The 25,721-nt window shown below is 45.3% G+C and carries 22 protein-coding genes; 10 read left to right on the forward strand and 12 right to left on the reverse strand.

Going from position 1 to position 25,721, the window contains the following annotated elements; genetic code table 11:
- Positions 1 to 19: 19 nt before the first annotated feature.
- Entirely contained in the window at positions 20 to 1,654 is a 1,635-nt protein-coding gene (gene groL, locus Tanf_RS09805; protein WP_046825748.1) for a chaperonin GroEL, read from the reverse strand.
- A 48-nt stretch (positions 1,655 to 1,702) separates the two neighbouring features.
- Positions 1,703 to 1,972 carry a co-chaperone GroES gene (locus Tanf_RS09810; protein ID WP_014224795.1) on the reverse strand — a complete coding sequence of 90 codons (270 nt, stop codon included), beginning with the start codon at positions 1,970 to 1,972 and terminating at the stop codon, positions 1,703 to 1,705.
- A 319-nt stretch (positions 1,973 to 2,291) separates the two neighbouring features.
- On the opposite strand from Tanf_RS09810, the gene Tanf_RS09815 reads away from it, so the two are divergent.
- From Tanf_RS09815 to Tanf_RS09845, 7 genes are all read left to right on the forward strand, one after another.
- Positions 2,292 to 3,356, forward strand: coding sequence for a DUF2027 domain-containing protein (locus Tanf_RS09815; RefSeq protein WP_046825749.1), 1,065 nt, complete (start codon positions 2,292 to 2,294; stop codon positions 3,354 to 3,356).
- Between the two features lie 4 nt (positions 3,357 to 3,360).
- A complete protein-coding gene (locus tag Tanf_RS09820) occupies positions 3,361 to 3,834 on the forward strand; it encodes a CYTH domain-containing protein (RefSeq protein WP_046825750.1) in 474 nt (157 codons plus the stop codon).
- Positions 3,835 to 4,445: 611 nt separating this feature from the next.
- On the forward strand, positions 4,446 to 4,745 hold the full coding sequence (locus Tanf_RS15135; RefSeq protein ID WP_046825751.1) for a hypothetical protein: 300 nt from the start codon (positions 4,446 to 4,448) through the stop codon (positions 4,743 to 4,745).
- A 113-nt stretch (positions 4,746 to 4,858) separates the two neighbouring features.
- Complete coding sequence (gene efp, locus Tanf_RS09830) at positions 4,859 to 5,422, forward strand: elongation factor P (protein ID WP_014224790.1); 564 nt, start codon at positions 4,859 to 4,861, stop codon at positions 5,420 to 5,422.
- Positions 5,423 to 5,466: 44 nt separating this feature from the next.
- Positions 5,467 to 6,174 (forward strand): RadC family protein, encoded by a 708-nt coding sequence (radC, locus tag Tanf_RS09835; protein WP_046825752.1) that lies wholly within the window; start codon positions 5,467 to 5,469, stop codon positions 6,172 to 6,174.
- A 65-nt stretch (positions 6,175 to 6,239) separates the two neighbouring features.
- On the forward strand, positions 6,240 to 6,557 hold the full coding sequence (locus tag Tanf_RS09840; RefSeq protein ID WP_014224788.1) for a metal-sulfur cluster assembly factor: 318 nt from the start codon (positions 6,240 to 6,242) through the stop codon (positions 6,555 to 6,557).
- A gap of 77 nt (positions 6,558 to 6,634) precedes the next feature.
- Positions 6,635 to 7,321, forward strand: coding sequence for a UDP-2,3-diacylglucosamine diphosphatase (locus Tanf_RS09845; protein WP_236684430.1), 687 nt, complete (start codon positions 6,635 to 6,637; stop codon positions 7,319 to 7,321).
- A 74-nt stretch (positions 7,322 to 7,395) separates the two neighbouring features.
- Here Tanf_RS09845 and Tanf_RS09850 read toward each other — a convergent pair whose 3' ends face one another.
- The 10 genes from Tanf_RS09850 to ychF all read right to left on the reverse strand — a co-directional run bounded on the left by Tanf_RS09850 (position 7,396) and on the right by ychF (position 19,937).
- On the reverse strand, positions 7,396 to 7,863 hold the full coding sequence (locus tag Tanf_RS09850; RefSeq protein WP_046825754.1) for a hypothetical protein: 468 nt from the start codon (positions 7,861 to 7,863) through the stop codon (positions 7,396 to 7,398).
- Between the two features lie 2 nt (positions 7,864 to 7,865).
- Entirely contained in the window at positions 7,866 to 10,070 is a 2,205-nt protein-coding gene (locus Tanf_RS09855) for a peptidase domain-containing ABC transporter (protein ID WP_046825784.1), read from the reverse strand.
- A 4-nt stretch (positions 10,071 to 10,074) separates the two neighbouring features.
- Positions 10,075 to 12,393, reverse strand: a complete 2,319-nt coding sequence (locus tag Tanf_RS09860) for an outer membrane beta-barrel family protein (RefSeq protein ID WP_046825755.1) — start codon at positions 12,391 to 12,393, stop codon at positions 10,075 to 10,077.
- A 39-nt stretch (positions 12,394 to 12,432) separates the two neighbouring features.
- A complete protein-coding gene (locus tag Tanf_RS09865) occupies positions 12,433 to 13,743 on the reverse strand; it encodes a radical SAM/SPASM domain-containing protein (RefSeq protein ID WP_046825756.1) in 1,311 nt (436 codons plus the stop codon).
- 85 nt (positions 13,744 to 13,828) lie between these two features.
- Positions 13,829 to 13,975: a hypothetical protein gene (locus tag Tanf_RS15140; protein ID WP_014224782.1), complete on the reverse strand. Its 147-nt coding sequence runs from the start codon at positions 13,973 to 13,975 to the stop codon at positions 13,829 to 13,831.
- A gap of 745 nt (positions 13,976 to 14,720) precedes the next feature.
- Positions 14,721 to 15,518: a C1 family peptidase gene (locus Tanf_RS09870; RefSeq protein ID WP_041591166.1), complete on the reverse strand. Its 798-nt coding sequence runs from the start codon at positions 15,516 to 15,518 to the stop codon at positions 14,721 to 14,723.
- A gap of 22 nt (positions 15,519 to 15,540) precedes the next feature.
- Positions 15,541 to 15,843 carry a protease inhibitor I42 family protein gene (locus tag Tanf_RS09875; RefSeq protein ID WP_041590724.1) on the reverse strand — a complete coding sequence of 101 codons (303 nt, stop codon included), beginning with the start codon at positions 15,841 to 15,843 and terminating at the stop codon, positions 15,541 to 15,543.
- 137 nt (positions 15,844 to 15,980) lie between these two features.
- Entirely contained in the window at positions 15,981 to 17,591 is a 1,611-nt protein-coding gene (locus Tanf_RS09880; RefSeq protein ID WP_046825757.1) for a DUF6345 domain-containing protein, read from the reverse strand.
- Positions 17,592 to 18,042: 451 nt separating this feature from the next.
- Positions 18,043 to 18,783, reverse strand: a complete 741-nt coding sequence (locus Tanf_RS09890; RefSeq protein ID WP_014224774.1) for a helix-hairpin-helix domain-containing protein — start codon at positions 18,781 to 18,783, stop codon at positions 18,043 to 18,045.
- Between the two features lie 50 nt (positions 18,784 to 18,833).
- Entirely contained in the window at positions 18,834 to 19,937 is a 1,104-nt protein-coding gene (gene ychF, locus Tanf_RS09895) for a redox-regulated ATPase YchF (RefSeq protein ID WP_046825758.1), read from the reverse strand.
- A 323-nt stretch (positions 19,938 to 20,260) separates the two neighbouring features.
- Between ychF and Tanf_RS09900 the strand changes: the two genes are divergently transcribed.
- The 3 genes from Tanf_RS09900 to Tanf_RS09910 are packed head-to-tail and all read left to right on the forward strand — an operon-like array spanning position 20,261 to position 25,720.
- Positions 20,261 to 23,428 (forward strand): SusC/RagA family TonB-linked outer membrane protein, encoded by a 3,168-nt coding sequence (locus Tanf_RS09900; RefSeq protein ID WP_046825759.1) that lies wholly within the window; start codon positions 20,261 to 20,263, stop codon positions 23,426 to 23,428.
- 24 nt (positions 23,429 to 23,452) lie between these two features.
- Positions 23,453 to 25,006, forward strand: a complete 1,554-nt coding sequence (locus Tanf_RS09905; protein ID WP_046825760.1) for a SusD/RagB family nutrient-binding outer membrane lipoprotein — start codon at positions 23,453 to 23,455, stop codon at positions 25,004 to 25,006.
- A 24-nt stretch (positions 25,007 to 25,030) separates the two neighbouring features.
- Positions 25,031 to 25,720: a BT_2262 family domain-containing protein gene (locus Tanf_RS09910; RefSeq protein ID WP_046825761.1), complete on the forward strand. Its 690-nt coding sequence runs from the start codon at positions 25,031 to 25,033 to the stop codon at positions 25,718 to 25,720.
- Position 25,721 lies beyond the last annotated feature (1 nt).

Consider the following 25,721-nt stretch of genomic DNA (forward strand, 5'->3'; position numbering starts at 1 on the left):
TCTGTGAATTGAACGGGAATTACATCATTCCGCCCATGCCACCCATGCCCGGGTTCATCGGGGGGGCCGGTGCCTCTTCCTTCTTATCGGCTACGACGCATTCGGTGGTCAGGAACATGCCGGCAATCGATGCGGCATTCTCAAGGGCGATACGTGTCACTTTGGCAGGGTCAACGACTCCGGCCTCAGAGAGGTCTTCGTACACATCGGTACGAGCGTTGTATCCGAAAGCACCTGTGCCTTCTTTCACTTTCTGCACCACTACCGCACCTTCCTTACCGGCGTTGTTCACGATCTGACGCAACGGCTCTTCGATGGCGCGTTTCACAATCTCGATACCCGTCGTTTCGTCTTCGTTCTCTCCCTTGAGGCCTTCGAGTGCCGGGATCGCGCGAAGATAAGCGACTCCACCGCCGGGCACCGTACCTTCTTCGATCGCGGCGCGGGTAGCATGTAAGGCGTCGTCTACACGGTCTTTCTTCTCTTTCATTTCCACTTCCGAAGGAGCGCCGACGTAGAGCACGGCGACTCCGCCGGCCAACTTCGCCAAACGTTCCTGCAACTTCTCCTTGTCGTAGTCCGATGTCGTTGTTTCGATCTGTGCCTTGATCTGGCCGATACGAGACTCAATAGCAGCCTTGTCGCCGTTCCCTTTCACGATCGTCGTATTGTCTTTGTTCACCGTGACCTTGTCGGCCGACCCGAGCATATCCATCTTGGCATCTTCCAGTTTCATGCCTTTTTCTTCGGTAATCACCGTTCCACCTGTCAAGATGGCAATATCTTCGAGCATAGCCTTACGACGGTCGCCGAAGCCCGGAGCCTTCACGGCGCACACTTTCAAACCACCGCGCAGACGGTTCACCACAAGCGTAGCCAACGCTTCGCTGTCGATGTCTTCGGCAATGATCAGCAAAGCACGACCCGACTGAACCACTTGCTCCAGGATGGGAAGCAGGTCTTTCAGCACTGAAATCTTTTTATCGTAGATCAGAATGTACGGATTTTCGAACTGTGTTTCCATCTTTTCCGTATCGGTCACGAAATAAGCGGAGATATAACCGCGATCGAACTGCATACCTTCCACAACCTCCACGGTCGTTTCCGTTCCCTTGGCTTCTTCTACCGTGATGACGCCTTCTTTCTTCACCTTCTGCATCGCTTCGGCAATCAGCTTACCGATACCCTCATCGCCGTTTGCCGAGATTTTAGCCACATGCTCGATACGGTCCATGTTCGTACCTACCGCTTCGGACTGCGATGCGATGCTTTCTACCACTTTCGATACGGCCTTGTCGATACCGCGTTTCAAGTCCATTGGATTAGCCCCGGCCGTTACGTTCTTCAATCCTACGCCAATGATGGCTTGCGCCAAAACGGTAGCAGTTGTCGTACCGTCGCCGGCTTTGTCGTTCGTCTTCGAAGCGACTTCCTTCACAAGCTGCGCCCCCATGTTCTCGTACGGACAAGCGAGCTCTATTTCTTTCGCCACCGTTACACCGTCTTTGGTGATTTGCGGAGCACCGAATTTCTTTTCGAGGATCACATTGCGACCTTTCGGACCTAATGTTACCTTAACGGCATTTGCCAATTCATCCACACCTTTCTTCAAAAGGTCGCGGGCATTCATGTCGAATTTAATTTCTTTTGCCATGATATCTTGTTGTTATTTTTTTAAATCGTTTATGTTTCGTTGAGTGAATCAAATGATAGCCAAAACGTCGGACTGACGCATAATCAGGTATTTCTCTCCGTTAAGTTCGATTTCCGTACCGGCATATTTGCCATACAGTACATGATCTCCCTGGGCCAATACCATTTCTTCGTCTTTCGTACCCTTACCGACTGCGATAATTTCGCCTTTCAACGGTTTCTCCTTGGCCGAGTCAGGAATAATGATTCCGCTCGCCGTCTTTTCTTCAGCTTCTGCCGGCTTAACCAGCACTCTGTCTGCTAATGGTTTAACATTCATGTTTCTAAGTTTTAATTCGTTTGTTCAATCTATCTATAATATAATTTGTTTTTGCCTTCGCATTTGATTCGTTACGAATATCATGCCAAAGATTTTCGGCACCCCCGAATCTGACATTTCTGCAGATGACATGTCAGCACATGTAAGTATTTAGTGACAAAATGTCGGGTATCATCCGGTTTTGTCACCCTTTCTTCAAGACGTCAACTTTAGGTTCCATAATCCATACGTACGGAAGAATGTTAAAAAACCACTTCTCTTTTTTTCTTTACTTCGTGTTTTCTCTCTATCTTTGACAACTCGAATAGATACAAAAACAATGATAAAAAAAGGAGATAAGGTACGTTTCTTGAACAGCGTGGGCGGGGGCATCGTCAGAGGGTTTCGCGATAAGCATACGGCGCTGGTGGAAGATGAGAGCGGGTTTGAGTTTCCCGTTCCGGTGAGCGAATGTGTGGTGGTGGATGAAGGCGGAGGCACAGCCCGTAATTCTCGCTCCGCAGGCGAAGAACGCTCGTCGGCAGTACAACCGGTAGAACTATCCGTACGTAAGGAGTCGGAAGAATATCGGGTCGAAGAGACACCCGAAGGCGAACGCCTCAACCTGTCAATCGCTTACTTGCCGGTAGACCCGAAGAACCTCACATCAAGCGGATACGAAGCGTATTTGGTGAACGACAGCAACTACTACTTGTTTTATAATTATATGAATGCCTCGAACCGGAGTTGGACAAGTCGTTCGTCGGGAATCATCGAGCCTAATACACGCATTTTTATGGAGGAGTTCGGTAAGGAGGATTTGAACGACCTGGAACGAGTCTGTGTGCAACTGATTGCCTTCAAGAAGAAGAAACCGTATGCGCTGAAAAATGCGATGTCGGTAGAGCTTCGGCTCGATACGGTCAAGTTCTACAAAATGCACTGCTTCACTCCGAATGATTTCTTCGACGAGGATGCGCTGCTTGTCTCTGTCGTACGGAACGACGTGCCGGAGCGTCCGCTGCTGATTTCCGCCACAGACCTGCAAGAGGCGATGATGCAGAAGAAACGCGACGACCGTCGCAAACCTCAACCGGTTTCCAAACCGAAAGTGCCCGAAGCTCCGATACTCGAGATCGACCTGCATATCTCCCAGCTCCTCGACGACACGACGGGCATGAGTGCTTCGGATATGCTCAACTATCAGCTCGACAAGTTTCATGCCGTCATGCAGGAGTATGCTGGGCAGAAGGGGCGGAAGATCGTGTTTATACACGGTAAGGGCGAAGGTGTGTTGCGTGCCGCTATCGAGAAAGAACTGAAAACGCGTTACAAATCGTGCGACTATCAGGATGCTTCGTTTCGTGAATACGGATTCGGGGCTACGATGGTCAAAATACGTTGAGACGATGGGATTGGAAGTTGAACGCAAGTTTTTGGTGCGGGGCGATTTCGAGCCGATGGTGTCTCGTCGCAGCCGGATCGTGCAGGGGTATCTGTGCTCGGACGAGGTGCGCACGGTGCGGGTACGCATCTGTGGCGACGAGGCTTTCCTGACAATTAAGAGCGCTACGAACGAACGCGGATGGAGCCGCTACGAATTTGAACAGACGATACCGCTCGCCGATGCCGAAGAACTGCTGACGCTTTGCTGCTCGGATGTAATCGAGAAGGTGCGGCACTGGATCCCCTTTGCCGGCCATACGTGGGAGGTCGATGTTTTCTATGGCGCCAATGCCGGCCTCGTCATGGCCGAGATTGAGCTGCCTTCGGAAGACGAACCATTCGAGAAACCCTGCTGGGTGGGCGAAGAAGTCAGCGGCGACCCGCGTTATTATAACGCCATGCTCTCCCGCCACCCTTTTTCGCAGTGGGAAAAGTAGTTGAGATGTTGAATTGTTGAGTTGTTTAGATGTTTAGTTGTTGAGGGGTTGATTTGTTTGCTGACCGCTGAACACTGACTGCTGTAAAAGCCCTGAAAGGGCGCATTAATTCAGCCCAATGTGTAGCGAAGCGAAGCGTTGGGAAAACAGGCGACCCCCTCAGCGGAGGGCTGAAAGCCTGACATAATTTAATTGTTAATTGTTATGCGTGGTACACGCCGAATCATGTATTTAGAAAATAACCATTAACAATTAACCATTGACCATTCATTTCGGCGTTCGTCCATGGGCCTCGGGCGGTGAGCCGACGGAGCAGCGAGCAGGGCGATAGAAAATCAGGCTGTCAGCGAAGCGAGTTACCTGATTTTCCGACCTGCAAGCGTCGCGAAGGCGTGTGAAGAGCACGAAGCCTTGACCTTTTGGTTACTTTTGGGTCAAGCCAAAAGTGACGGAAAAGAGATTCATCGCTTCGCTCTGAATGACAAATTAATTGTTAATTGTCAATGGTTAATTGTTATGCGTGGTACACGCCGAATCATGTATTTAGAAAATAACCATTAACAATTAACCATTGACCATTCATTTCGGCGTTCGTCCATGGGCCTCGGGCGGTGAGCCGACGGAGCAGCGAGCAGGGCGATAGAAAATCAGGCTGTCCGAGCGAAGCGAGTTACCTGATTTTCCGACCTGCAAGCGTCGCGAAGGCGTGTGAAGAGCACGAAGCCTTGACCTTTTGGTTACTTTTGGGTCAAGCCAAAAGTGACGGAAAAGAGATTCATCGCTTCGCTCTGAATGACAAAAGACCGAACGCAAATGACGCAAATGTTGTTCCGGCGGGCGAACACAAGGTTCGCCCCTACATTCATAAACAACTCAACGAATCAACATCCGAAGGACTGGCCACCGAATAACCATTGACAATTAAATTACGCTGACCGCTGAAACGTTTGCATCTTTGGTCGGAAAAGCGTATTTTTGCAGCCGGTTTATTCTGAACGATTTATATTAACAAAGAAACATAAAGATGATTAACTCACAAGACATTAAAAAAGGAACGTGTATCCGCCTCGACGGAAAACTCTATTTTTGTATCGACTTCTTGCACGTAAAGCCCGGAAAAGGCAATACGATCATGCGTACAACGCTGAAAGACGTCGTGAAAGGCAACGTCATCGAACGGCGTTTCAACATCGGCGAGAAGCTGGAAGACGTACGTGTGGAACGGCGCCAGTATCAATACCTTTATCAGGAAGGAGGCGAATATATTTTTATGAATCAGGAGACCTTTGAACAGATACCCATTGCGCATGACCTGATTAATGGGGTCGATTTCATGAAAGAGGGACAGATCGTCGATGTTGTTTCCGATGCTTCGACCGAAACCATTCTTTTTGCCGATATGCCGATCAAGGTGCAATTGGCCGTGACATATACCGAGCCGGGCCTGAGAGGAGATACCGCAACGAACACGCTGAAGCCTGCGAAGGTAGAAACCGGAGCGGAGGTACGCGTGCCGCTGTTTATCAACGAAGGCGATATCATCGAAATCAATACGCAGGAAGGTTCGTATACCGGTCGGGTGAAATAATCGACACTCCTGCAATCGTTTCGATATAGTATATGTAGTCGGCGATGGACGAGCGACTTCGCATCAAGGAGTTGGCAGCGGAAGACCGCCCGCGCGAGAAGATGCTCCTCAAGGGAGCTTCTTCACTGAGCGATGCGGAGTTGATCGCCATACTGATCGGTTCGGGGAACAGTCAGGAAACGGCCATACAGCTTGCTCAGCGCATCCTCAACGGTGTCCGGAATAACCTGAACGCACTCGGTAAACTGACGCTCCGTGAGCTGATGACCTATAAGGGTATTGGCGAAGCAAAGGGGATTACCTTGCTTGCAGCCATGGAGCTCGGGCGAAGAAGGGGATTATCCGAGCCGCCCGAACGTCCCGCGATCCGTTCCAGTCAGGATGCTTTCCGGCTGTTTTATCCCGTGCTGTGCGATCTGCCTCACGAAGAATTGCGGGCAGCATTTATCAGCCGCAGTGGGAAAGTGATTGAGCAGACAGTCATCAGCCGGGGTGGAACGAGCGAAACCGCTGCCGACCTGCGCATCGTGATGAAAGGGGCGATCAGTACGCTGTGCTCCGGTATTGTCCTGTGCCACAATCATCCGTCGGGGAACATACAGCCCAGTCCGCAGGACGACCGGCTTACGGCTCGTTTGCAGAAAGCGGCACAACTGATGGATATCCGTTTACTCGACCATATCATCATCAGCGACAAATCTTATTATAGCTATGCCGACGAAGGTAAACTTTCCGGCAACCTCCCGGTGTAGAAACCCTTCTCCTTCGGGAAAGAGCGCGAAGGAGAAGTACCGTTAAAATTTAAATACAGGAACAGATGGAAAATGAATTTCTGAAGACGGAAGAAGAAATCGTGAAGATGTTGCGAACGGTCTATGATCCGGAAATTCCGGTCAACATCTACGATCTCGGACTGATATACAAAGTAGAGGTGGATGACGGTCGGAACGTTGAGATCGACATGACGTTCACCGCTCCCAACTGCCCGGCGGCCGACTTTATCATCGAAGATGTGCGGCAGAAGGTCAGCTCGATCGACGGTGTACGGAACGCGCAGATCAACATCGTCTTCGAGCCGGAGTGGAATAAGGACATGATGAGCGAAGAGGCCAAGCTCGAACTCGGCCTGTTGTAATCTTGCACCGGAAAACCGTGAAGAAGATTTATTTCGCATCCGACATCCATCTCGGCAACCGCTATTCGAGCGACCCGATGGCCGCCGAGAAACGTCTCGTCCGATGGCTCGACGAGATAAAACACGATGCAGCAGCCGTGTATTTTCTGGGCGATGTTTTCGATTATTGGTACGAATACAAATACGTTGCACCTCGCGGACACGTGCGTTTTCTCGGTAAGATCGCCGAGCTGAGCGATCTCGGTGTCGAAATACATCTCTTTATCGGCAATCACGACATCTGGATGTTCGACTACCTGCCGCAGGAAGTCGGAGCCATCATACACCGCAAGCCGATCGATACCGAGCTGTTGGGCAAACGTTTCTTCCTCGCACACGGCGATGAGGTCGGTTATCAACCTTTTACATATCGCGTTATTCAGCGTATCTTCCGCAATCGGCTGTGTCAGATCCTGTACGCCGCCATCCATCCGCGGTGGACTTTCGGCTTTGCCCGTCGCTGGTCGCTCAGCAGCCGTAAGAGCGGGCTGGCCGCCGAACGACTCGCTGCCGCACAGGCGCGCAATATCCAATCGCTCGAAACCTTCGCGAAAGAATATCTTCCGACGCACCCGGACACGCGTTTCTTCCTCTTCGGTCACCTGCATCTGATGGTCGACAAACCCATTACCGATCATGCTCGCCTGATGATTCTCGGTGACTGGATGCAATTCTATTCCTATGCCGTCTGGGACGGTCAGCTGCTCGAATTGAAACAGTATTGAGGTGTCCCTCCCTCTTTTCAATCGGGGAAAGTCTATTTGAGCCTCACGTTATCCGCCCGCAATTCATATCGACATCATCTTCCTCTTAGTGATTGTAAGAATCGGTTAAATACAGACATGTCCGAAAGGATAATGCGTCCTTCCAATACATCGCCCGGCTGCATGGTGACCGTGGGAGGGAAAGCGATCCGCACTTCGCGCCGGCGACCATCGCTACGTGCAGGGACAGTCGAGATATGCGAGACGGTTGCTTCCGGCGAACCGGACAGCGGGTCATGAATCATTACCCGGTTTCCTGTTTGCATCAATGGAACCCGGTCTTTAGGTACAAGAGCAAGGCCATAGACCGTATCATTCGATTGCTCGATGACGATATGTACCGGAACCGTTTCACGATAGGGGATATACATCGACAGCATGCACAGCGCAGCCAGTGTCACGCCGATGATCACCGTGCCATAGCAGAGTAATACAGGGGGGATCTGTCCGATAATGCTACGGACTTTCTCGCTTCGCAATTCGATAGGTTGCCGTTCTTCCATGTTTACTTTCCCAACTCTAACTGGTTACGTACTAATTCATAATACCGTCCTTTCCGGGTGGTCAGTTCGGCATGCGTACCTGTTTCCGCTATTCGTCCACCTTCGAGCACGACAATCCGATCGGCATGCTTGACGGTGCTCAGGCGATGTGCTACCACAACAACCGTCTTGCCTTTGTAAAATTCCGACAGATTCTCTACGATCGCTCGTTCGTTATTCGCATCCAACGCATTCGTGGCCTCATCCAGAAAGACAAACGGCGGGTTCTTGTACACCACTCGCGCGATCAGGATACGTTGTCGCTGTCCCTGACTGACCCCTTGCCCATCCTGCCCGATTTTCGTATTATATCCCAACGGCAAACCTTCGATATACTCGGCAATATGGGCCGTTTGGGCGGCATGACGCAGACGGTCGGTATCGATCTCATCGTCCGAGACCGCGATATTGCGGGCAATCGTATCCGAAAACAGGTATCCTTCCTGCATCACCGCACCGCATTGCGTGCGCCACCATGCGGGATTGAATTGCGACAGATTCTCACCGCCGACGAGCAGTTCGCCTTCGTTCGGCATGTAGTATCCGAGCAGCAATTTGATCAGGGTCGTTTTGCCGCTTCCGCTGGCCCCCACGATGGCCGTGACCTTCCCCTGCGGGATGTGCAGGTCGATGCCTTCCAGTACATAATCCGGCCGGGCGCCATCGTACCGGAAGCAGACATTACGAATGTGTATATCCGTCTCCACATCACGCGGTAAAGCAGCTATGGAACGGCCCGTGCCTTCGTCGTTCTGCTGCGTATGGATCTCATTCATGCGATCAAGACTGATGCTGACATCCTGCCATTGGTAGATAAAACTCATCAGCTGCTCTACCGGACTGTTGAGCTGTCCGATGATATATTGGATCGAGAGCATCATACCCAAGGTCAGGCTGCCATTGATGACAGCCGTAGCCGCTAATACCGTTACAAGAATGTTCTTCAACTCATTGATGAAGATACCGCCTGCCTCCTGATTCTGCCGCAGATTGAGCGATTGCATGTTCACGTCGAACAGGTCGGCCTGTACGTCTTCCCATTCCCATCGCTTACGCTGCTCACAGCCTTGCAACTTGATCTCCTGCATACCGGTAATCAATTGGTAAACGACATTACGGTTCATCCCCTGCTGTTCGAACATCTTATAATCGAGCAGACGTCTTTTCTTCAGAAATATCCGTATCCATAACCCATAGAAGATGCTTCCGGTGATGAAAACGGTAAAAATCGGAAGATGGTAGACAAACAGTACGATCGAAAAGATTATAAAGGTAAAGACGGAGAAAACAATCGAGATTGTTTGATTGGTCAGGAAGTTTTCGATGCGCCGATGATCTTCGATGCGTTGCAGCAAGTCGCCTGTAAGCTTGGTATCGAAAAACTTCATCGGCAGCTTCATCAATTTGATAAAGAAATCGGAGATCAGTGAAACGTTGATGCGCGTACTGATGTGCAGCAGAATTTTCCGACGGATAAAGTCGATGGCTGTACGACTGAAAAGCAGTACCATCTGTGCGATCAGCACCAACCAGATAAAGCCGATATCCTTGCCTTGAATCCCCGTATCGACAATGGCCTGCGTGAGGAACGGAAAAATAAGTTGCAGCAGGCTGCCGATAAACAACCCCAACATAAGCTGTCCGAAGAAACGCTTATATTTGATCAGGTATTTCCAGAGGAAGCGGATACGGTTTTCCGAGGGAAGCCTGTCGCCTTCCTGTTCGTAAAATAACTGTGTCGGTTCCAACAGCAAAGTGATGCCTTTCTCTTCGCCTCCGGTGCAGGTACTGATCCAGTGCCGGCAGAACGCTTCACGCGAATAGGTAACGAGTCCCTTACCCGGATCAGCGACCGAAACGGTGTATTCTTTCTTCTTTTTCCGGATGGCATATACCACGACAAAATGTTCCTGATTCCAATGCACGACGCATGGAAGCAATGCTTTCTCCGCCAACTTGTCGAACGTCAGTCGTCCTCCCACGGTGCGAAAACCGATCTGTTCGGCTGCTTTGCTGATACCTAAGAGCGATACTCCCTCACGCCCGATAAAACATTGCTCGCGCAGATGATCCAGCGTATAATGTCGCCCGTAATGTGCAGCAATCATGGTCAGGCACGCCGGCCCGCAATCCATCGCATCGGGTTGTTTGACAAAGGGGAAAAGCATATGGTTATAACCTGTCTTTTTCTTCTTTTGCTGCCGACTTTCCACGATATTTGAGGCTCTGCTGATTGAAACGATAGATCAGACTAAGAGAAAAATTCCACTGAGAATAGTTCTCGTTTTGGTAGAATGTGAATTTATTGATCTTTGCATGTTCGTAGTAGTTTAATTTCCGTAAAAGATCGTTTGCAGACAGCTTTACATCAAGTCTGTCGTGCAGGAATGATTTTTGCACACTTACGTCTAATGACTGAAACGGATCGAACCGGAAGATTCGCTGACTGCCTCCGCTATTGTAATAATAATTGACCGATGCCGTATAACCTGCAGGTAGTTTGAAATAGTTCCCACATTGGATATAAAAGTTGAGATGGTTATAATGGATTGTCTCTCCAAGGTACACACTGCTGAGATATGGTTGGATCATACCTGCTGATAACGACGGATGCCAGAAGCCGAATGAATGTCGCATGGTTAAGTTGGCTTTCAGGTATTCGGCTTTTTTGAAATTTTGCCATGTGCTGACTATGACGGATGGATCAATGGAAGGGCTATCAACAAAGGTATCGGAAATAAAATCATTTGTTTGTGTATAACTTGTCCGAAAGGTTATCCATCGATAACCGAATATCCACTCTAATATATAAGACGTTTGAGGCTTTAGGTTCGGATTTCCTTTCTGATACAGAAAACGGTTCTGGTAATAGGTCCGGCCATTCAGATACGAGAGTGCCGGTCGAGCTGTTTTAGCCGAGAAAGACAGAGAATTACTTATTCCGTTCTTCGTATAAGACAGGGTCGCAGAAGGATAAAATTTACTGTCGGAATCGCTCAGATTGTTCGCGGCTTCATTTAAATCCGTGTGTTTTCTTTGTACATTTTCATAGCGCAGGCCTGCATGAACCGAAAGGGCGTCGTTCTTGAACGTATATTCCATAAACCCTGCATACTTACGTTCATGACTTGTGTAACGGGAATCATTCAGGGCACCTGACAGGATGTCGAGTGTTCCGCTACCGTCGATCGCACTGTATTCCACTCCGCCCGAAAGAGAGTGGTGCTCATTCAGGTTGTCGTTCAGAATAAATTCTGCTGCATAGATATCGTAATCGGAACGAATTCTGGAATCGGTGATATAGGTCTTCTGAGGCATTATTTCTCGAATAGATTGTTCCCGGTTATCACGATAACATACATAGTCCATGTTCAGTGATGACGACAGCCGGTCATTCCATTGAGCATTGTGGAACATGTTGAACTGTACATTGTCTGTTATATCTTTTGTGTCATTCGGGCTTTGGAAAGTGCCGCTTAAGATACGGTTCATTTCGACACTATTTTGTTCGTGCGTATTAAACCGATTGTCTGTTCTTGAACCAGTGATCTGGAAGCCGGCAATTTGGTTAGGTCTTATTTCATAATCTGTATTGATGCTGTAATTATGTATCTTAGAAACTGGGAGCTGCGTCCTGTCTGTCGTGTATTTTCGGACGGTATCTGCGTGAATCTCTTTGATCAGGTATTGATATGCCTTATTCCGGTAATCATAGAAACTATAATAGGCTGATGCGTTCAGTTTCTCATTTTTGTATCCGATTCTGATATTTTCCCAATGGCTGAACTTTTCGCTTTGTGCCGCATACGCTCCTGCCAAAACTGACCAGCCCGACTCTTCTCGGAGTGTATATATTTTAATGACAGCGTTTACATCGGCATCATATGTTGCACCGGGATTTGTAATCAATTCGATTTTCTGTATGTTTTGCACATTAAGCAATCCGATCTCATCCTTGTTTTTCACCTTTCGATTGTTGATGTAATAGACAGGCCGTCCGCAACCAAAGACTTCTATCGTTCCTTTGTTATTGATAAGGCCGGGCACTTTACTTAGGACATCATAGACCGAATGCTCCTTTGCCAGAAGTGTATTCGCAACGGTGGTCGTCAAAATTCCATTCCGGCTACTGATAGCAGGGTGTTCGGCTGTAATCGTTATCTCTTTGATTCCGAGGAATGTTTCGTGAAGAACGATCGGCTGCAACTCCGTACCGTAATCTTCCGATGCGATTTCCCGTCCGAAGTCCTGATATCCCACGAACGAAACTTGTAGCCATGCTTTTGATTCAGAATGTCTTGTTGCAAGTGTAAACCGCCCTTCCGTATCAGTAATCGTTCCCATTATCAAGGTCGTATCAGGCAACGCATACAGTGCGACATTCGCGAACTCGAGAGGTTTGTTCTGTGTATCGACCACCCGACCCGTGATCTGCTGCTCTTGTGTTTGTTGAATAAAGCACAAAAAGAATGATAGGAAGTATATTACCATAATCAATATATAAATGCAATAATATTTTTTAAAATAGGGTTACTTAGAATGCTTTATTTCATATAGCATGTCTAGTAGGATGTCTAATTTTTTTGTATCAACAGGACAATTATCAAAGTTCTTACCTGATATTTTATGTTCTAATCTTTGTAGATTGCAACCGCCATCACAAATGGGCAGTAAGATGCATTTTAAACATTTTTTATCGTTAAACATGTCGGTACCTAATATATACTCTGAGATTAGTGTCATATTATATTCATTTGAAAAAATATTTCCAACTACTCGATCTTTTTTTCCTACATCAACCCAACATTTATAAATTTCTCCTTTGGTTCCTATAACGAATGAATTAATTTGAGTTGCAACACATCCTCCTATTTGAGGGGAAGGGAATAAATCAGTATTATTGAGGTTGTATTTTCTGTAAAGTTTTTGAAGATGAAAGGCTTGGTTTTTATTTTTGATACATTCAACTTTACATCCGCTATTGTGTTTATTAACGTATTTCATTTGAACTGAATAATTCTGATTTCCCCACCTTTTGGTCAACATCTCATATAGTAATGGAAAATCTTCCTCATTTTCAATATGAGTGTTCATTCTAATGATAACATGACATTTAGGTATTATTCTGAAAATATTTTCTACATTGTTCAAAATGATATCAAAAGTAGGTGTGCCATTCTTATGTATTCTACTTTTATTATGTTGTTCTCTTAATCCATCAATAGATATCTGGATTGTATTAAGGTTGTACCTCTTTAGCAGTAAGCATTTTGTCTTGTCTAAAAGATAACCATTGCTTACCATAGAATGGTTTTTAATCTTTATAGTATCTTCTGATTCTATTTTCTCTAAGATACGTTCTATATTTTTAAATGCAAGTAAAGGTTCACCGCCATGCCAACACAAATGAAGCCTATCTGATCCCTTGTTCTTTTTTATAAATTGAATGATCTGATCCTCTGTCTCTTCGTCCATAAATACAGAGGGGAGATTTGATTCATAACAATAAGGACATTGAAAGTTACACGCAAAAGTCGGTAATAAAACGATGCCTAATTCTTTTTCTTGAAAACTCTGATTATATTTTATGAGTTTTTTTTGTGTAATAAAACTCTCATCTTCAAATTTGCTGCTAAAAACTTTAGCTTTAATAAGTTTTCTCTTTATATCATCTTCTAATGCATCTATAGCTACTTCTTGTTGATGTGATTTTTTAATTACACTTAATTGTTTAAATAGAGACGGAGAGAGGGATATGAATGAGTTCGTTCTTGAATTATATAAAAAGCACTTTCCATATTGCTTGGATTTATATAGATAATTGTATTTTGACCAGATCATATTGACAAAAACCGTTAAAATAGAGAACGGGCTTGAAGTAAGAAAGGCCACAAGCCCGTCACTAATCTAATTATAACATGCTCTACTAATTCTCTTTAGTAGGAGGAATATTAACGATTCCATTACTATTACAATGAATTACAGGAGGAGCATCCGCAGATCCTCCAAAGATTGAGGCCATTTCTTCTTTTAAAACATCTTGACTTTCAATGATAAATTTTATTTCTTCCATGTCATTTACATTTTAATTTTCTTTTCTACTCGTTTCGCTTTTCGAAATCCGCGTCCATTGTTTGATGCAGTTTTCCGATATGAAGATATCGGTTGGAGATTGCTACACTGCCATACTTCGTTACTGTACTTCGCTTTCGGCAGACATAAGAAACTAGGTGAAATATCGTTTTTTACAATTTTTCTTGCTTGTTGGGATCATACATTGTGAAAATCGTGTTTCCTATAGTGTTTGTCTCTCTTGCGAGAGCAAACTGTTCTCAGAGTTGTCAAAGTATATATGCCTTAGGCATTTGGTTCCTTCTAATCCGGCAGTTCCTTAAGCTGCCCTGTTTTCGTGTTCTTGTGTTCAAATAACGCACATCTGCTTGTGTCGAACAAGTCTCTGTATGCAAATGCAAGTGATCACTATCAACTTTTACCTTTTAGGGGGTAAAGAGTCCGCAGTGAGGGGGAGGTACCTATGTTCTTCCATGATTTCCTTTCGTTCGGTTTTTACACCAGTCGAAGAGATCATATATCTCGGTTGCAAAATAACCGCATGTATCGGATTTATCCAAATTATTTACGTTAAAAAAACATAATAAATAATTTTCTTGTGTAATCATGGTCAGGCACGCCGGCCCGCAGTCCATCGCATCGGGTTGTTTGACAAAGGGAAATGGCATGTTTCTATACGAGTGACTCTTATTTAAGCTTCCATGATACCATATTTTTTGTTGTTGAAAAACATACGTTCTTCTCTGTTATTCAACATCTCTGATGGTCCAGAAGTCGGCGCAATTTTTCGTTTTGCGGATGTAGTCGTAGGGCATCCAGAAATGACCTTTGTCACCCCATTCCTTTCCCCATGAGTTGCGCACGAGGAGCATCTCCTTTTCTTCATCGTAACCTACTGCCATCACCGCATGTCCGCCAAGCTGCTGCTCGTCCGGTTGCGGCATGGGCATGATACCGGTATTGCGCACTTCTTCCGTCATGAAGCTGGCATATACGGAGAAGCCGAACACAAACGGAAAGCCGTCGGCAAGGCAGGCGCGTATGTCGTGCATGACGGGAGAGATGCGCCAATAAGATAAGATCTGATGGTCGAGTGCCGAATCGTAGCATTTCTTGGGAGGCTTCTTTGTAAACTTTGCACCCGGTTTTGTATTTGCGCTGTATCGCCACTCTTTTTCGGGACATACGCCTTGTTTGTTCAACGACTTGACACCGTCTCGCAGGTAGGCGCCACTGTCGGAATAAACCGTATTCATCATCATGCGCTCGTTGTAGTACAGGAAGAGTCTTGAGAGCCTGCAGGTTTTTTGCCCTTTGATTTTTTTCCCGAACTCGACAGCCGCCAACAGGGCGTTGGCCGTGCAACTCCCCAAGGCCCCCTGGTTAAACACCGGCGGGCAATTTTTTCGGAGATCGACGTTCGACGGCAAGGCCCTTGCGCTTCTCAGTTTAAGCGGAGCCTCGTACACATAGTCCCTTGCATCCGGGATATCGGGAATCCATCCCCACTTGGGCATCTCGAACGCCGTTCCTTTTTTTTGCATTTTGTTTTCAGTCATGTCTTTGTTATTTTACGGTGATCTTGATTCTACAGCTATTCAATGGTTGGGTTTCTCTTTCCCAGGCTCTTTTTTCCTCGAGAAGAACAACGGACCTCCCTTTTGCAAGGGCTTTGATTTCCACTTCAACGGGAAAACCTTTGCCGACAGGGTTTAGCGTTATGTCTTGATCCGGCTTACGTGACTTGAGTCGTACTTCGGTAATTTCTTCGTTATTCGAAACCGGCGTCCAGGAGTACCCACCTCCTGCGTGGCTCTCCAACTCGAACACGTATGTATCGCTGACCTTTAATATGATTTCTTTTTTCATGATGATCGATGCATTTGGGTATGGAAAGAAGAAAAAGGAGGATGAGACAGGAATTCATCCCCCTTTTACGGTTAGAAGAATTTTTGCAACTGCAAAATCATCCTATAGCCTTTCAAATAAACGATCCGGAATGTGCATTACAAATCTACTCTCAATTGGTAGCGTTTTACAAAATCGCCCACTTTGATTTCGATATCACGCTGCTGGACCGGTTGGGCATAGTTGGAAGAGAAGTCATACCCGATTTTATCGGAGAGTGTTTCGACCATTACCTTTGGGGCATCTGTTATCTTCATCAACTTGCTGTTGTTTGTCGTTCCGTTTATCAAGCGATTGATCTTTCTTTCGAATCGTTCTTCGACAGAAAGCTCCTTCATTTTGACCTCCCTCTTTTTAGCAAGGCTCTGCATATCAATACTCTTTTGGGTATCTACAATTGGTTTGACGGAGCTGGTTAGACGTGTGATCTTTCCGTCGTTGTCAACAGCGACTGCAACGAAACCGGAATCTGCATTCACACTTTCCATTTTGTCATTGACTTGGCGGAACTGAATAATAGTCTCTACCACCGTTGGCTTACCCTGCTCGCCAGTTTTCGTATTGGCACCACACAGGAACGAGTTATACGTAGTTGCCGGTGTCAATTTGACATCCTTGGCAATTCCCAAATCTTCAATCAATTCTCTGGCAATCTTGGTTGCTTGGATTTCGCTGATCCGGTTGTCATTCCGATAATTAGCCTGAGCCATTTGTAATTGCAGCGTCCCTGAAGAATCCACACTTACCAAAATGTCTTTTGTTCCGATACAACGTAAACCATCTTGTCCGATAGCAATCGATTTTGCCGTTCTTTTGTTGATGCCGACTTTATTTGCAATTGCTGACATCAAATCATCGTCAATTATGTACGGTTTCAAGAGCAACACATCCATATTTTGAGGGGCCTTCGCTCTTGCTGTCTTAAGGCCTTTATGGTTTTGGGCCTCTCTCCACTTCCACCAATACCAGTTGCTGCTCACCGCCCCGGAATAGAACATTCTTTCCGAAAACAGCCTTTTTTGAACCTCCTCTTTAGTATTGCCACATGCACAAACGACGGGCGTTTGATTCCGGAATAGCGACCAACTGGCTTCAATAAAAGCATCAGAAAAACTCTTTCCTTTTTTCCATTGTTTCCAAAATTCACTGCCATAGCGGCCACTGTCATAAGATACCGTTTCATAACCAAAGATCATCCTCAACCCTCCTTTATTGGCAAGTCGCCAGGTACGATCAGGAGAATGTCCATCGTGGACTCTTAAACTGAGACAAGTTGACCAAAACAGATATCTCAACTTCTCATTGGCAAAAGCCATCTTAGATGATAGCGCCAAAGATCGGTCATCCCATACAGCTCCCATTGGAGCCATATAGGTTCCGTCCTCTAACATGTTTCCGTGCCCCGAATGATAAAAGACCTTCACCGCATCCATTCCGTATAAATCTTGCCAATTATCGAAAGCCTCTTCATACATCCAAACACTTACACCACCATCTTTTCTCCAAAAGTTCGCGGGAGTGAAAGAAGTGGGATAGCCCAAGAAGCCTTCAGCATCTTCATGTGTTAAACTTAAATCGCTAATGCCCGGAAGGAAGTCTTCAATACTGCAAGCGCCGTAGATACCGGATTTTCCTCCAAGATTAACTCTTAACAATTCCTTTTCGGACCCCACAAGAGGATTCTCGATTTTTAATTTTTTGTAACTCATGGCGTTTAAGTTTTTTAGTGAGTAAATAATTGAATTAAGCGTATTTTCTGTTCATGTACTATTACTAAAATAAAAGACTCTTTATTTGTTCTTCATCCTATGACATGTATCATTCATTTCTTTCCCTCATATCGAACTTCCACTCAACATGATGATTATGCATATACAAAATCTGTTACAAAGATAAGTGTAAAATCTTATTTTGCAAACTTTCACAAAGGTTTTTCTGATTATTTTTTTTACTATTTTTTGCATATTATTGATTTTCAAAATAATAAAAACACACTTAAAAATATTCGGAATCAGAAACTGTTTTGAATAATTTTGAAGGGAGGAAAAAAGATCGGGAAAATACGGTGAACATCAGGATATCCCTCCCGCTCCTTGTCGGTTGTAAGCGGTACATATCAATATAAGACAAGCGCCGATGCTTCAAATGAAGGTCTCGGATTTATTTTTCGAACGACAGATATGGTTCAAGGCGATGCCGGTCTGCGTCGGTAAACTCTTCTAAAAGCATCAGATCGTGCCATCCGGTAAGGCCGCCTTGCTGTCTGCGCAAACGTACCATCAACTTTGCCTGACGATAATCGATATAAGGATGACGACGCAGCGAATCTTCCGGCAGACGATTCACGTTCAGCCTTCGGATCCGTGTCGGATCGACCGTAAACCATGGTGCCAATGCCGTGTACTTCTCTTCATCGATCCCGTATACTTCCGCCAATTGAGATACATCGGCATACCCACCCAATAAGTTACGGTATTTGACGATGCGTTTGGAAAAGGTGGAGCCGATGCCCGGTATTTTCCGAAGATCGGTCGTATCGGCAGTATTCAGTTCGAGGGTAGAGCCTTGAGGGAGTTTTTGAGTTCGAGGGTATCGCGGACGCGGATCGGTCAATCGTTTGATACGCTCGCCGGTGGTCTCATGTGTTCGCGAAGCGGCAGGGCGCGGTCTGCCGGCCGGCTGCCTTGGCGGCTGTACGGTTGGATAGTCAGCCGGACCCTCCGACGTATTTGCCGGCGACATCTGACGAACGGAGGTCGTATCTCCATGTGTCGGCTGTTCCTGATCCGATGAAGGGCTTTTCAGCAGCATGAGGATACCCGCCAGAGCAATCAGACAGAGCAGGACGATTAACCCTCGCCGTTCACCTCGTGAGAAATAAAAGAAATCACGCCAGTCCAATGTGCTCCCCCTCCTTCAATCGTTTTTACAATGTTTCTCTTGCGGGGAAGCTACACGTTGAAACGGTAGTGCATAATGTCTCCGTCCTGCACGATGTATTCCTTTCCTTCCACGTGCATCTTGCCGGCTTCTTTCACGGCTGCTTCCGAGCCATAATGGATATAATCGTCGTACTTGATGACCTCGGCGCGTATAAAGCCTTTTTCAAAATCAGTGTGGATTACCCCCGCACATTGGGGCGCCTTACTTCCTTTGCGATACGTCCATGCACGTACCTCTTCGGGTCCGGCGGTCAGAAACGTTTCCAGATCAAGTAACTTGTATGCTGCTCTGATCAGACGATTTACGCCGGACTCTTCAAGGCCGGCCTCAGCCAGAAACATCTGTCGCTCTTCGTACGTATCGAGTTCCGCAATCTCACTCTCGACCTTGGCTGCTACGACAAGAATGCCTGCTCCTTCTTCTTTTACCGCCTCACGTATCCGTTCTACATAGGCATTGCCATTCACGGCACTTGCTTCATCAACATTGCAGACGTAGAGTACGGGCTTGTCGGTGAGCAGGAACAGCTCGCGAGACACTTTTTGTTCATCTTTCGTATCGAACGAAACCGTGCGGGCATTCCGGCCCTGCTCAAGCGCTTCCTTGTATCTGACCAGCACCTCGCAGGTGAGCTTGGCCTGCTTATCTCCCCCCGTTTGGGCTTGTTTCTGTACTTTCGACATACGGCTGTCGACCGTTTCCAGATCGCGGATCTGAAGCTCGGTGTCGATAATCTCCTTGTCGCGTACCGGGTCCACACTCCCGTCTACATGCACGACATTGGGATCGTCGAAGCAACGTAGTACATGAAGGATGGCGTCCGTCTCACGGATATTCGCCAAGAATTTGTTTCCCAGTCCTTCTCCTTTACTGGCGCCTTTCACCAGGCCGGCAATGTCGACAATCTCGACCGTCGTCGGAACAATCCGTGCCGGATGCACTAACTCAGCCAGTTTGTTGAGTCGCTCATCGGGGACGGTGATCACCCCCACATTGGGCTCGATGGTACAGAACGGAAAATTAGCCGCCTGCGCTTTCGCATTCGATAAACAGTTAAATAACGTCGACTTCCCCACATTCGGTAGTCCCACAATGCCGCATTGTAATGCCATATTGATACGATTTTATTTTATGATGAAAGTACAAAGATAATGCAAAGCCGTATGTAGTGCAAATTTTTTATAATTGACGCAATCGGAAAGCCTTATTTGGAATAAAAAGTTTTTTTTATCAGAAAATATTTGCGAATAACAAATTTTCGCTATTTTTGCAGTCGATGCTTATTAAGAGAAAGCATCCAATGGTGTATGAAAATTTATTTGAAAGTACGAATAGAGGCCATGAAAATAAAAAAATGATTTGTCCGGATGCAGTGGAATCGGATGTATGAATTGAGAGGAATGAATGTATGTTGTTTTTTTAAAATTAGAAGAGTATGAAAAGAAAACTAAAACTGTTTTTAGCCCTGTTCTTTATCGGAGCAGGTGCAGTAATGGCGCAGGCACAGGTGCGAGGCACGGTGACGGACGAGAACGGAGAACCGGTTATCGGAGCTTCGGTAGTGGTAAAAGGCACGACGGTCGGTACTGTGACGGATATGGACGGGAAGTTTGCTTTGCCCGAGGTGCCGAGTTCGGCAAAAACATTGATGATCTCGTATATCGGAATGGTTACCCAGGAAGTGGCGATTGCTCCCAACCTTCAAGTTGTTTTGAAAGGTGATACGAGAGCATTGGAGGAAGTAGTGGTTACAGCCATGGGGGTTACTCGTGAAAAGAAAGCATTGGGGTATGCGGCCACTTCTATCAAAGGGGATGAAATTGCGAATGCTAAAGCCGTGAATCCCATGAATGCCCTGCAAGGGAAAGTGGCAGGAGTTGACATCTCTACGGCGCCTGGTCCTGGAGCCACCCAAAATGTGATTATCCGCGGAGCTTCTTCTTTTGGGAATAATCAACCTCTCTATATTGTAGATGGAATACCGATTACGAATGCACAGAATCGTTCGGGAAACAATTTGAACTCCCAGGTAGACTTTGGATCGGGTATTAACGCCTTAAACCCGGATGATATTGCAGATATGACCGTACTTAAAGGTGCGGCAGCAACAGCCTTGTATGGTTCGCGAGCGGCTAATGGAGTGATCATGATTACAACCAAATCGGGAAAGAATACCGAGGGTAAAGTGCAAATCGTTTATGACGGCGGTTATACGATCTCTCGTGTAGGACGCCTACCGGAAGAACAATCTCAGTTTGGCCAGGGATGGAGCGGAAACAGAGCCCTTGACGAAAACGGAAACTGGGGGGCTCCATACGACGGAAAAGAAAGGGTCTGGGGACGAATCATTGAGAACGAACAACAAGTAAAACCATATGTGTTCCTTAAAAATAGGGTAAGAGACTTTTATGATCTGGGACAGAATTATAAGAATTCGCTCTCTCTATCCGGGGGCACGGCTAAAACAAACTATTTCTTATCACTTTCACAAAACAGTTCGGATGGTGTCGTTCCGACGGATCATGATTCATACAAACGTTACACCATTGCAGCCAGAGGCTCTCATCAAGCCAAAAATCTGACCGTGAGTTCATCGGTAAATTTCAGCACGGAAAAGACGAAAGCTGTGCCCTCTGGACAAGGTACTTCACTGCATCGTTCTTTATATGAAATCGCAAGCGACATTTCGATTGTTGATTTCAAAGATTACAAAAGTAAATTCAATAATCTGGACAACTATTTTACGCCCTATGGTTTGAATCCGTATTATGTGCTAAATGAAGATGGTGCTACACAAAATAAACATAAAGTGTTCGGTAAATTTCAGTTAGACTATGAAGTTATCAAAGGATTGAATTTTACGTATCGTTTCGGCGGAGATTTGGAAGTTTCTACATCGGAGTCTCATACGGCTCCTGTGAAATTTACACCGGGCGCGCCCAACGACGGCTCCAGTACGGCTAATGCAGGTAGATATGAAGAATGGAGGCGGGAGCGTGTTCAGATAAATCATGATGCAATGGCCACGTATAAAACAAAATGGGAATCGGGACTGTCTTTGAATGCGATTGCAGGGTTGAATGTCAATGAGCGTAAATACAATTGGCTTTCGGGAGCAATCAACTCTATCGATGTCCCTGGGTTTTATAATTTGAGGAATAGCCGTTCTCCATCTGTTTCCAATCAAAGAAAAGAACAACGCAGGTTGGTTGGTTTATATCTGAATGCCGATCTGGGATATAAAGATTTTGCCTATCTGACGTTGACTGCAAGAAATGACTGGTCTTCAACTCTTCCTCAGAATAATAATTCTTATTTTTATCCGGGAGCTACGTTCAGCTTCTTAATTACCGATTTCTTGCAGTCGAGAGATATCAAGACACGTTTTGTTAATTTTGCCAAATTTCGTGTGGCTTATGGTATGACTGGTAATGATGCAGATATCTATTATGTGTATGATCGCTATGTAGCAGCAACGATTCAGAATCCGGGCTATCCGAAAGTAGATGATCTTTCTTTTCCCCTAAATGGAGTGAATTCTTACTCCGTATCCAATCAGTTAGGGAATCCGGAGTTGAAACCGGAGTTAACGAAAGAATTTGAGATCGGACTGGAAGCCCGTTTTTTTGAAAATCGCTTGGGGTTTGATTTTTCGTATTACGACAGATATACGGAAGGATTGATCGATGTTATACCCAAAGATCCATCCAGTGGATACACCTCACAAATCAGTAATTTGGGGGATGTACGCAACCGGGGATTCGAATTGACCGTAAACGTAACACCTGTTAAGATAAAAGACTTTTCATGGGATATCTCATGGAATTACTCCGCGAATAAAAATAAAGTAGAGAATTTGGATGTAGATGAAGTTTTCTTGGGAGGCTTCGGAGGAGCAGGTATTTACGCAGTAAAAGGGGAGCCTTTAGGTCAATTCAAATTAACGGGAGTAAAGAAAGCCACGATTGATGGTAAAGAATACACGATTGTGGACGGTAAAGGAAATCCGCAACCTACTGCAACGACTGAATATTTTGGAAAGGATATCAATGAAAAATATCGTATGGGACTTACCAATACCTTTACATGGAAAGGCCTATCTTTATTTGCTACATTTGACTATCGTAACGGAGGATATATCTATTCCAATACGAAAAAATATATGCATTGGACAGGTAGCGCTCCTGAAACCGTATTGAATGACCGGAAGCCGTTTATGGTTCCTAATTCGGTGATTGATAATGGTGACGGTACCTATCGTGAGAATACGATTCCTGTAGATCCTACAGCATTGCATACTTTCTACTCTGATCGTGGAGGATTAATGGGACAGCAAAGTGCTGTAATCAGCCGTTCATATCTCAAGTTAAGAGATGCCGGTATTGCCTATCGAATTCCTGTGGGGTTCTGTTCTAAATTGCATCTGGCCTCCGCTCGAATATCGTTTAACGTAAGTAACATCTTGTTGTGGACTCCTCGTGAAAATCCATATATAGATCCGGAAACAACTACTTTTGGGAACGACGTAAGTGCAAAATTTGGAGAATTTAATGCTAATCCGAGTAACCAATTGTATACATTTGGTTTAACTTTGGCTTTCTAAGTGTAATATTTAAAAAAGAACATTATGAATAAAATAATTGTATTAATATCGGCTGTGTTTATGCTGCTTTTCACATCCGGATGCCAAGACTGGCTTGATGTGAATCATGACCCCAATGTATTGGAAGAAATTCCAGATGCAAAAGTATTATTGCCCGCAGCAGAAGTCGGATTGGGAAACAATCTGATGGGATGGGATATGGGATTTGCCGGTGCATTCTGGTCGGAATATTGGACCCAGGCATATTCGGCTTCCCAATTTAAATTTCTATGTGAATACAATGAAACTTCTTTTGGTACCGCATATCAAAGTTTAACGGCTGGTGTACAGGAAGACTTGAATAAGATTAAAAAGATTGCCTCCAACGCAAATGACCACGGGAGTTATTTTATTGCCGAAGTACTATCAATTTTTACGTGGCAGGTGATGACCGATGTTTGGGGAAATATTCCTTATTCGGAAGCTTTAAAAGGGGATGAAGGCAATAGTACGCCAAAGTTTGACAAAAGTGAAGATATCTACGCTGATTTGCTCAAAAGGGTAGATGAATTGTTAAAGGTGGATTTAAGTAAAGCCAATGTTGATACGGAATATGATTTTATCTATGCCGGGGATATGGCTAAATGGAAAAAATTCGCCAATTCCGTCAAATTGAAATTAATGTTGAGACTTTCCGAGACGTCAGGGTATGATAATGCAAAAGTATTGGCTTTTGTGAAAGCGAATGATTTCTTAACCGCAAGTGCTAAAATATCGGGTAAAGTATGGTCCGATGGGCAGGAAGGTAAACGACACCCAATGAGAGAGTTTCAAGAAGGAGGAGCGGGTTATTTGACAACGAATGTGATTGCATGCAAAAACTTCATCGATTACCTGCAAGTGAATAATGACCCTCGAATTGCTACTTTATTCACAATGGCAGATAAGAATGCCGGAACATACCGAGGAGCATTTTTCGGTGATTTCGATTCCAAAGAAGCTTCTGACGGGAGCAAGAAAGACAAAGATGTCACATACAGTAAAGCTCTGTTCAAAGAAGATATGGACTTGATGATTATGTCAAGTTGGGAAGTTCATTTCTACATTGCAGAAGTATATGCTCGTGCAGGAGATTACGGTAACGCAAAGCAGTATTATGAAAATGGAGTCAAAGCATCTTTGGAACAACATGGGGTCACGGATATGACTATCTTGAATAAATATGCTGCATGGAAAGCGACAGATAAAGAAAGTGCGATTAAGCAGATTGGTATGCAGAAATGGGTTGCCAACGCTAATTATCAACATATTGAATCGTTTTTGGAACGTAATCGCATTAAATATCCGGCTTTATACATGTTGGATATTGTCTTAAACAGGAAACAAGCCTTTAACGATCCATTACTCATCGGTAATATAACGATTGCTGTCAATGGGCGGGCAAAGTTGAATGCTTCACTCCCAGCATCTCCAATTTATCCGGATGCCGTGATTAATCGTAATCCTAACAGTCCGGCCCAAAAGGCAAATCTTGGAGAAAAGGTCTGGTGGAATGTGAAGCCGGAAATCGTTGTGAAAGAATTAGATGATCAGAACTAATGAACCATATTAAAAGAGTTAGAGATGAAAAAAATAAATTACATAAGTATGCTCTTCTGTTCGTTGTTTCTTTTGATGGCATGTGAAAAAGAAACCGAAAACACGTCGAGCATTTTGCACTTTGAACTTAAAGGGGATGTGAGGATGATGGTGTCCTTGGGAACTTCTTATGAAGAACCGGGATATATGGTGACATATAAAAATGAAGATGTGTCTAAAAATGTTCAGGTTCTTGGCAGTGTGGATGTGAAAACAGTAGGTATATATCATTTGGATTATATCTATACGAATGCTGATGGGGTGAAAACGACCCGTTCCAGAGAAATAATCGTTGCTGATCCAAGTGTAAAAACGGATATATCCGGGAAATACACTGGTATTGAAGGAACACAACGGTTAAGCAATGGAAAAGTTATTCCGTATCCGGGATTCACGGTAACGATTAAAAAGATTGCTCCGGGCTTCTTTCAGATATCCGATTTTCTTGGAGGGTATTATGCTCAAAGGGCCGGATATGGTAATTCGTATGCATGTAGTGGTTACATACAACTGAAAAATGACAATTCATTAACATTGCTTTCAAATAGTCTCCCTGGCTGGGGAGATTCCTTGTCTGCATTGAATGATGCGGTCTGTGAACCGGAAAAGGGAAATGTGTCATGGAAAGCAGAATATGCCGGAATGATATTTACTGTTATACTAAAAAAACAATAAA

This window comes from Tannerella forsythia (assembly GCF_001006485.1).
Taxonomy (GTDB): Bacteria; Bacteroidota; Bacteroidia; order Bacteroidales; family Tannerellaceae; genus Tannerella; species Tannerella forsythia.

Excerpts from the sequence above, each read along its gene's own strand:
- groL (WP_046825748.1), bottom strand. The coding sequence starts at position 1,654 with ATGGCAAAAGAAATTAAATTCGACATGAATGCCCGCGACCTTTTGAAG.
- Tanf_RS09810 (WP_014224795.1), bottom strand. The coding sequence starts at position 1,972 with ATGAATGTTAAACCATTAGCAGACAGAGTGCTGGTTAAGCCGGCAGAA.
- Tanf_RS09815 (WP_046825749.1), top strand. The coding sequence starts at position 2,292 with ATGATAAAAAAAGGAGATAAGGTACGTTTCTTGAACAGCGTGGGCGGG.
- Tanf_RS09820 (WP_046825750.1), top strand. The coding sequence starts at position 3,361 with ATGGGATTGGAAGTTGAACGCAAGTTTTTGGTGCGGGGCGATTTCGAG.
- efp (WP_014224790.1), top strand. The coding sequence starts at position 4,859 with ATGATTAACTCACAAGACATTAAAAAAGGAACGTGTATCCGCCTCGAC.
- radC (WP_046825752.1), top strand. The coding sequence starts at position 5,467 with ATGGACGAGCGACTTCGCATCAAGGAGTTGGCAGCGGAAGACCGCCCG.
- Tanf_RS09840 (WP_014224788.1), top strand. The coding sequence starts at position 6,240 with ATGGAAAATGAATTTCTGAAGACGGAAGAAGAAATCGTGAAGATGTTG.
- Tanf_RS09845 (WP_236684430.1), top strand. The coding sequence starts at position 6,635 with ATGGCCGCCGAGAAACGTCTCGTCCGATGGCTCGACGAGATAAAACAC.
- Tanf_RS09850 (WP_046825754.1), bottom strand. The coding sequence starts at position 7,863 with ATGGAAGAACGGCAACCTATCGAATTGCGAAGCGAGAAAGTCCGTAGC.
- Tanf_RS09855 (WP_046825784.1), bottom strand. The coding sequence starts at position 10,070 with ATGCTTTTCCCCTTTGTCAAACAACCCGATGCGATGGATTGCGGGCCG.
- Tanf_RS09860 (WP_046825755.1), bottom strand. The coding sequence starts at position 12,393 with ATGGTAATATACTTCCTATCATTCTTTTTGTGCTTTATTCAACAAACA.
- Tanf_RS09865 (WP_046825756.1), bottom strand. The coding sequence starts at position 13,743 with ATGATCTGGTCAAAATACAATTATCTATATAAATCCAAGCAATATGGA.
- Tanf_RS15140 (WP_014224782.1), bottom strand. The coding sequence starts at position 13,975 with ATGGAAGAAATAAAATTTATCATTGAAAGTCAAGATGTTTTAAAAGAA.
- Tanf_RS09870 (WP_041591166.1), bottom strand. The coding sequence starts at position 15,518 with ATGCAAAAAAAAGGAACGGCGTTCGAGATGCCCAAGTGGGGATGGATT.
- Tanf_RS09875 (WP_041590724.1), bottom strand. The coding sequence starts at position 15,843 with ATGAAAAAAGAAATCATATTAAAGGTCAGCGATACATACGTGTTCGAG.
- Tanf_RS09880 (WP_046825757.1), bottom strand. The coding sequence starts at position 17,591 with ATGAGTTACAAAAAATTAAAAATCGAGAATCCTCTTGTGGGGTCCGAA.
- ychF (WP_046825758.1), bottom strand. The coding sequence starts at position 19,937 with ATGGCATTACAATGCGGCATTGTGGGACTACCGAATGTGGGGAAGTCG.
- Tanf_RS09900 (WP_046825759.1), top strand. The coding sequence starts at position 20,261 with ATGAAAAGAAAACTAAAACTGTTTTTAGCCCTGTTCTTTATCGGAGCA.
- Tanf_RS09905 (WP_046825760.1), top strand. The coding sequence starts at position 23,453 with ATGAATAAAATAATTGTATTAATATCGGCTGTGTTTATGCTGCTTTTC.
- Tanf_RS09910 (WP_046825761.1), top strand. The coding sequence starts at position 25,031 with ATGAAAAAAATAAATTACATAAGTATGCTCTTCTGTTCGTTGTTTCTT.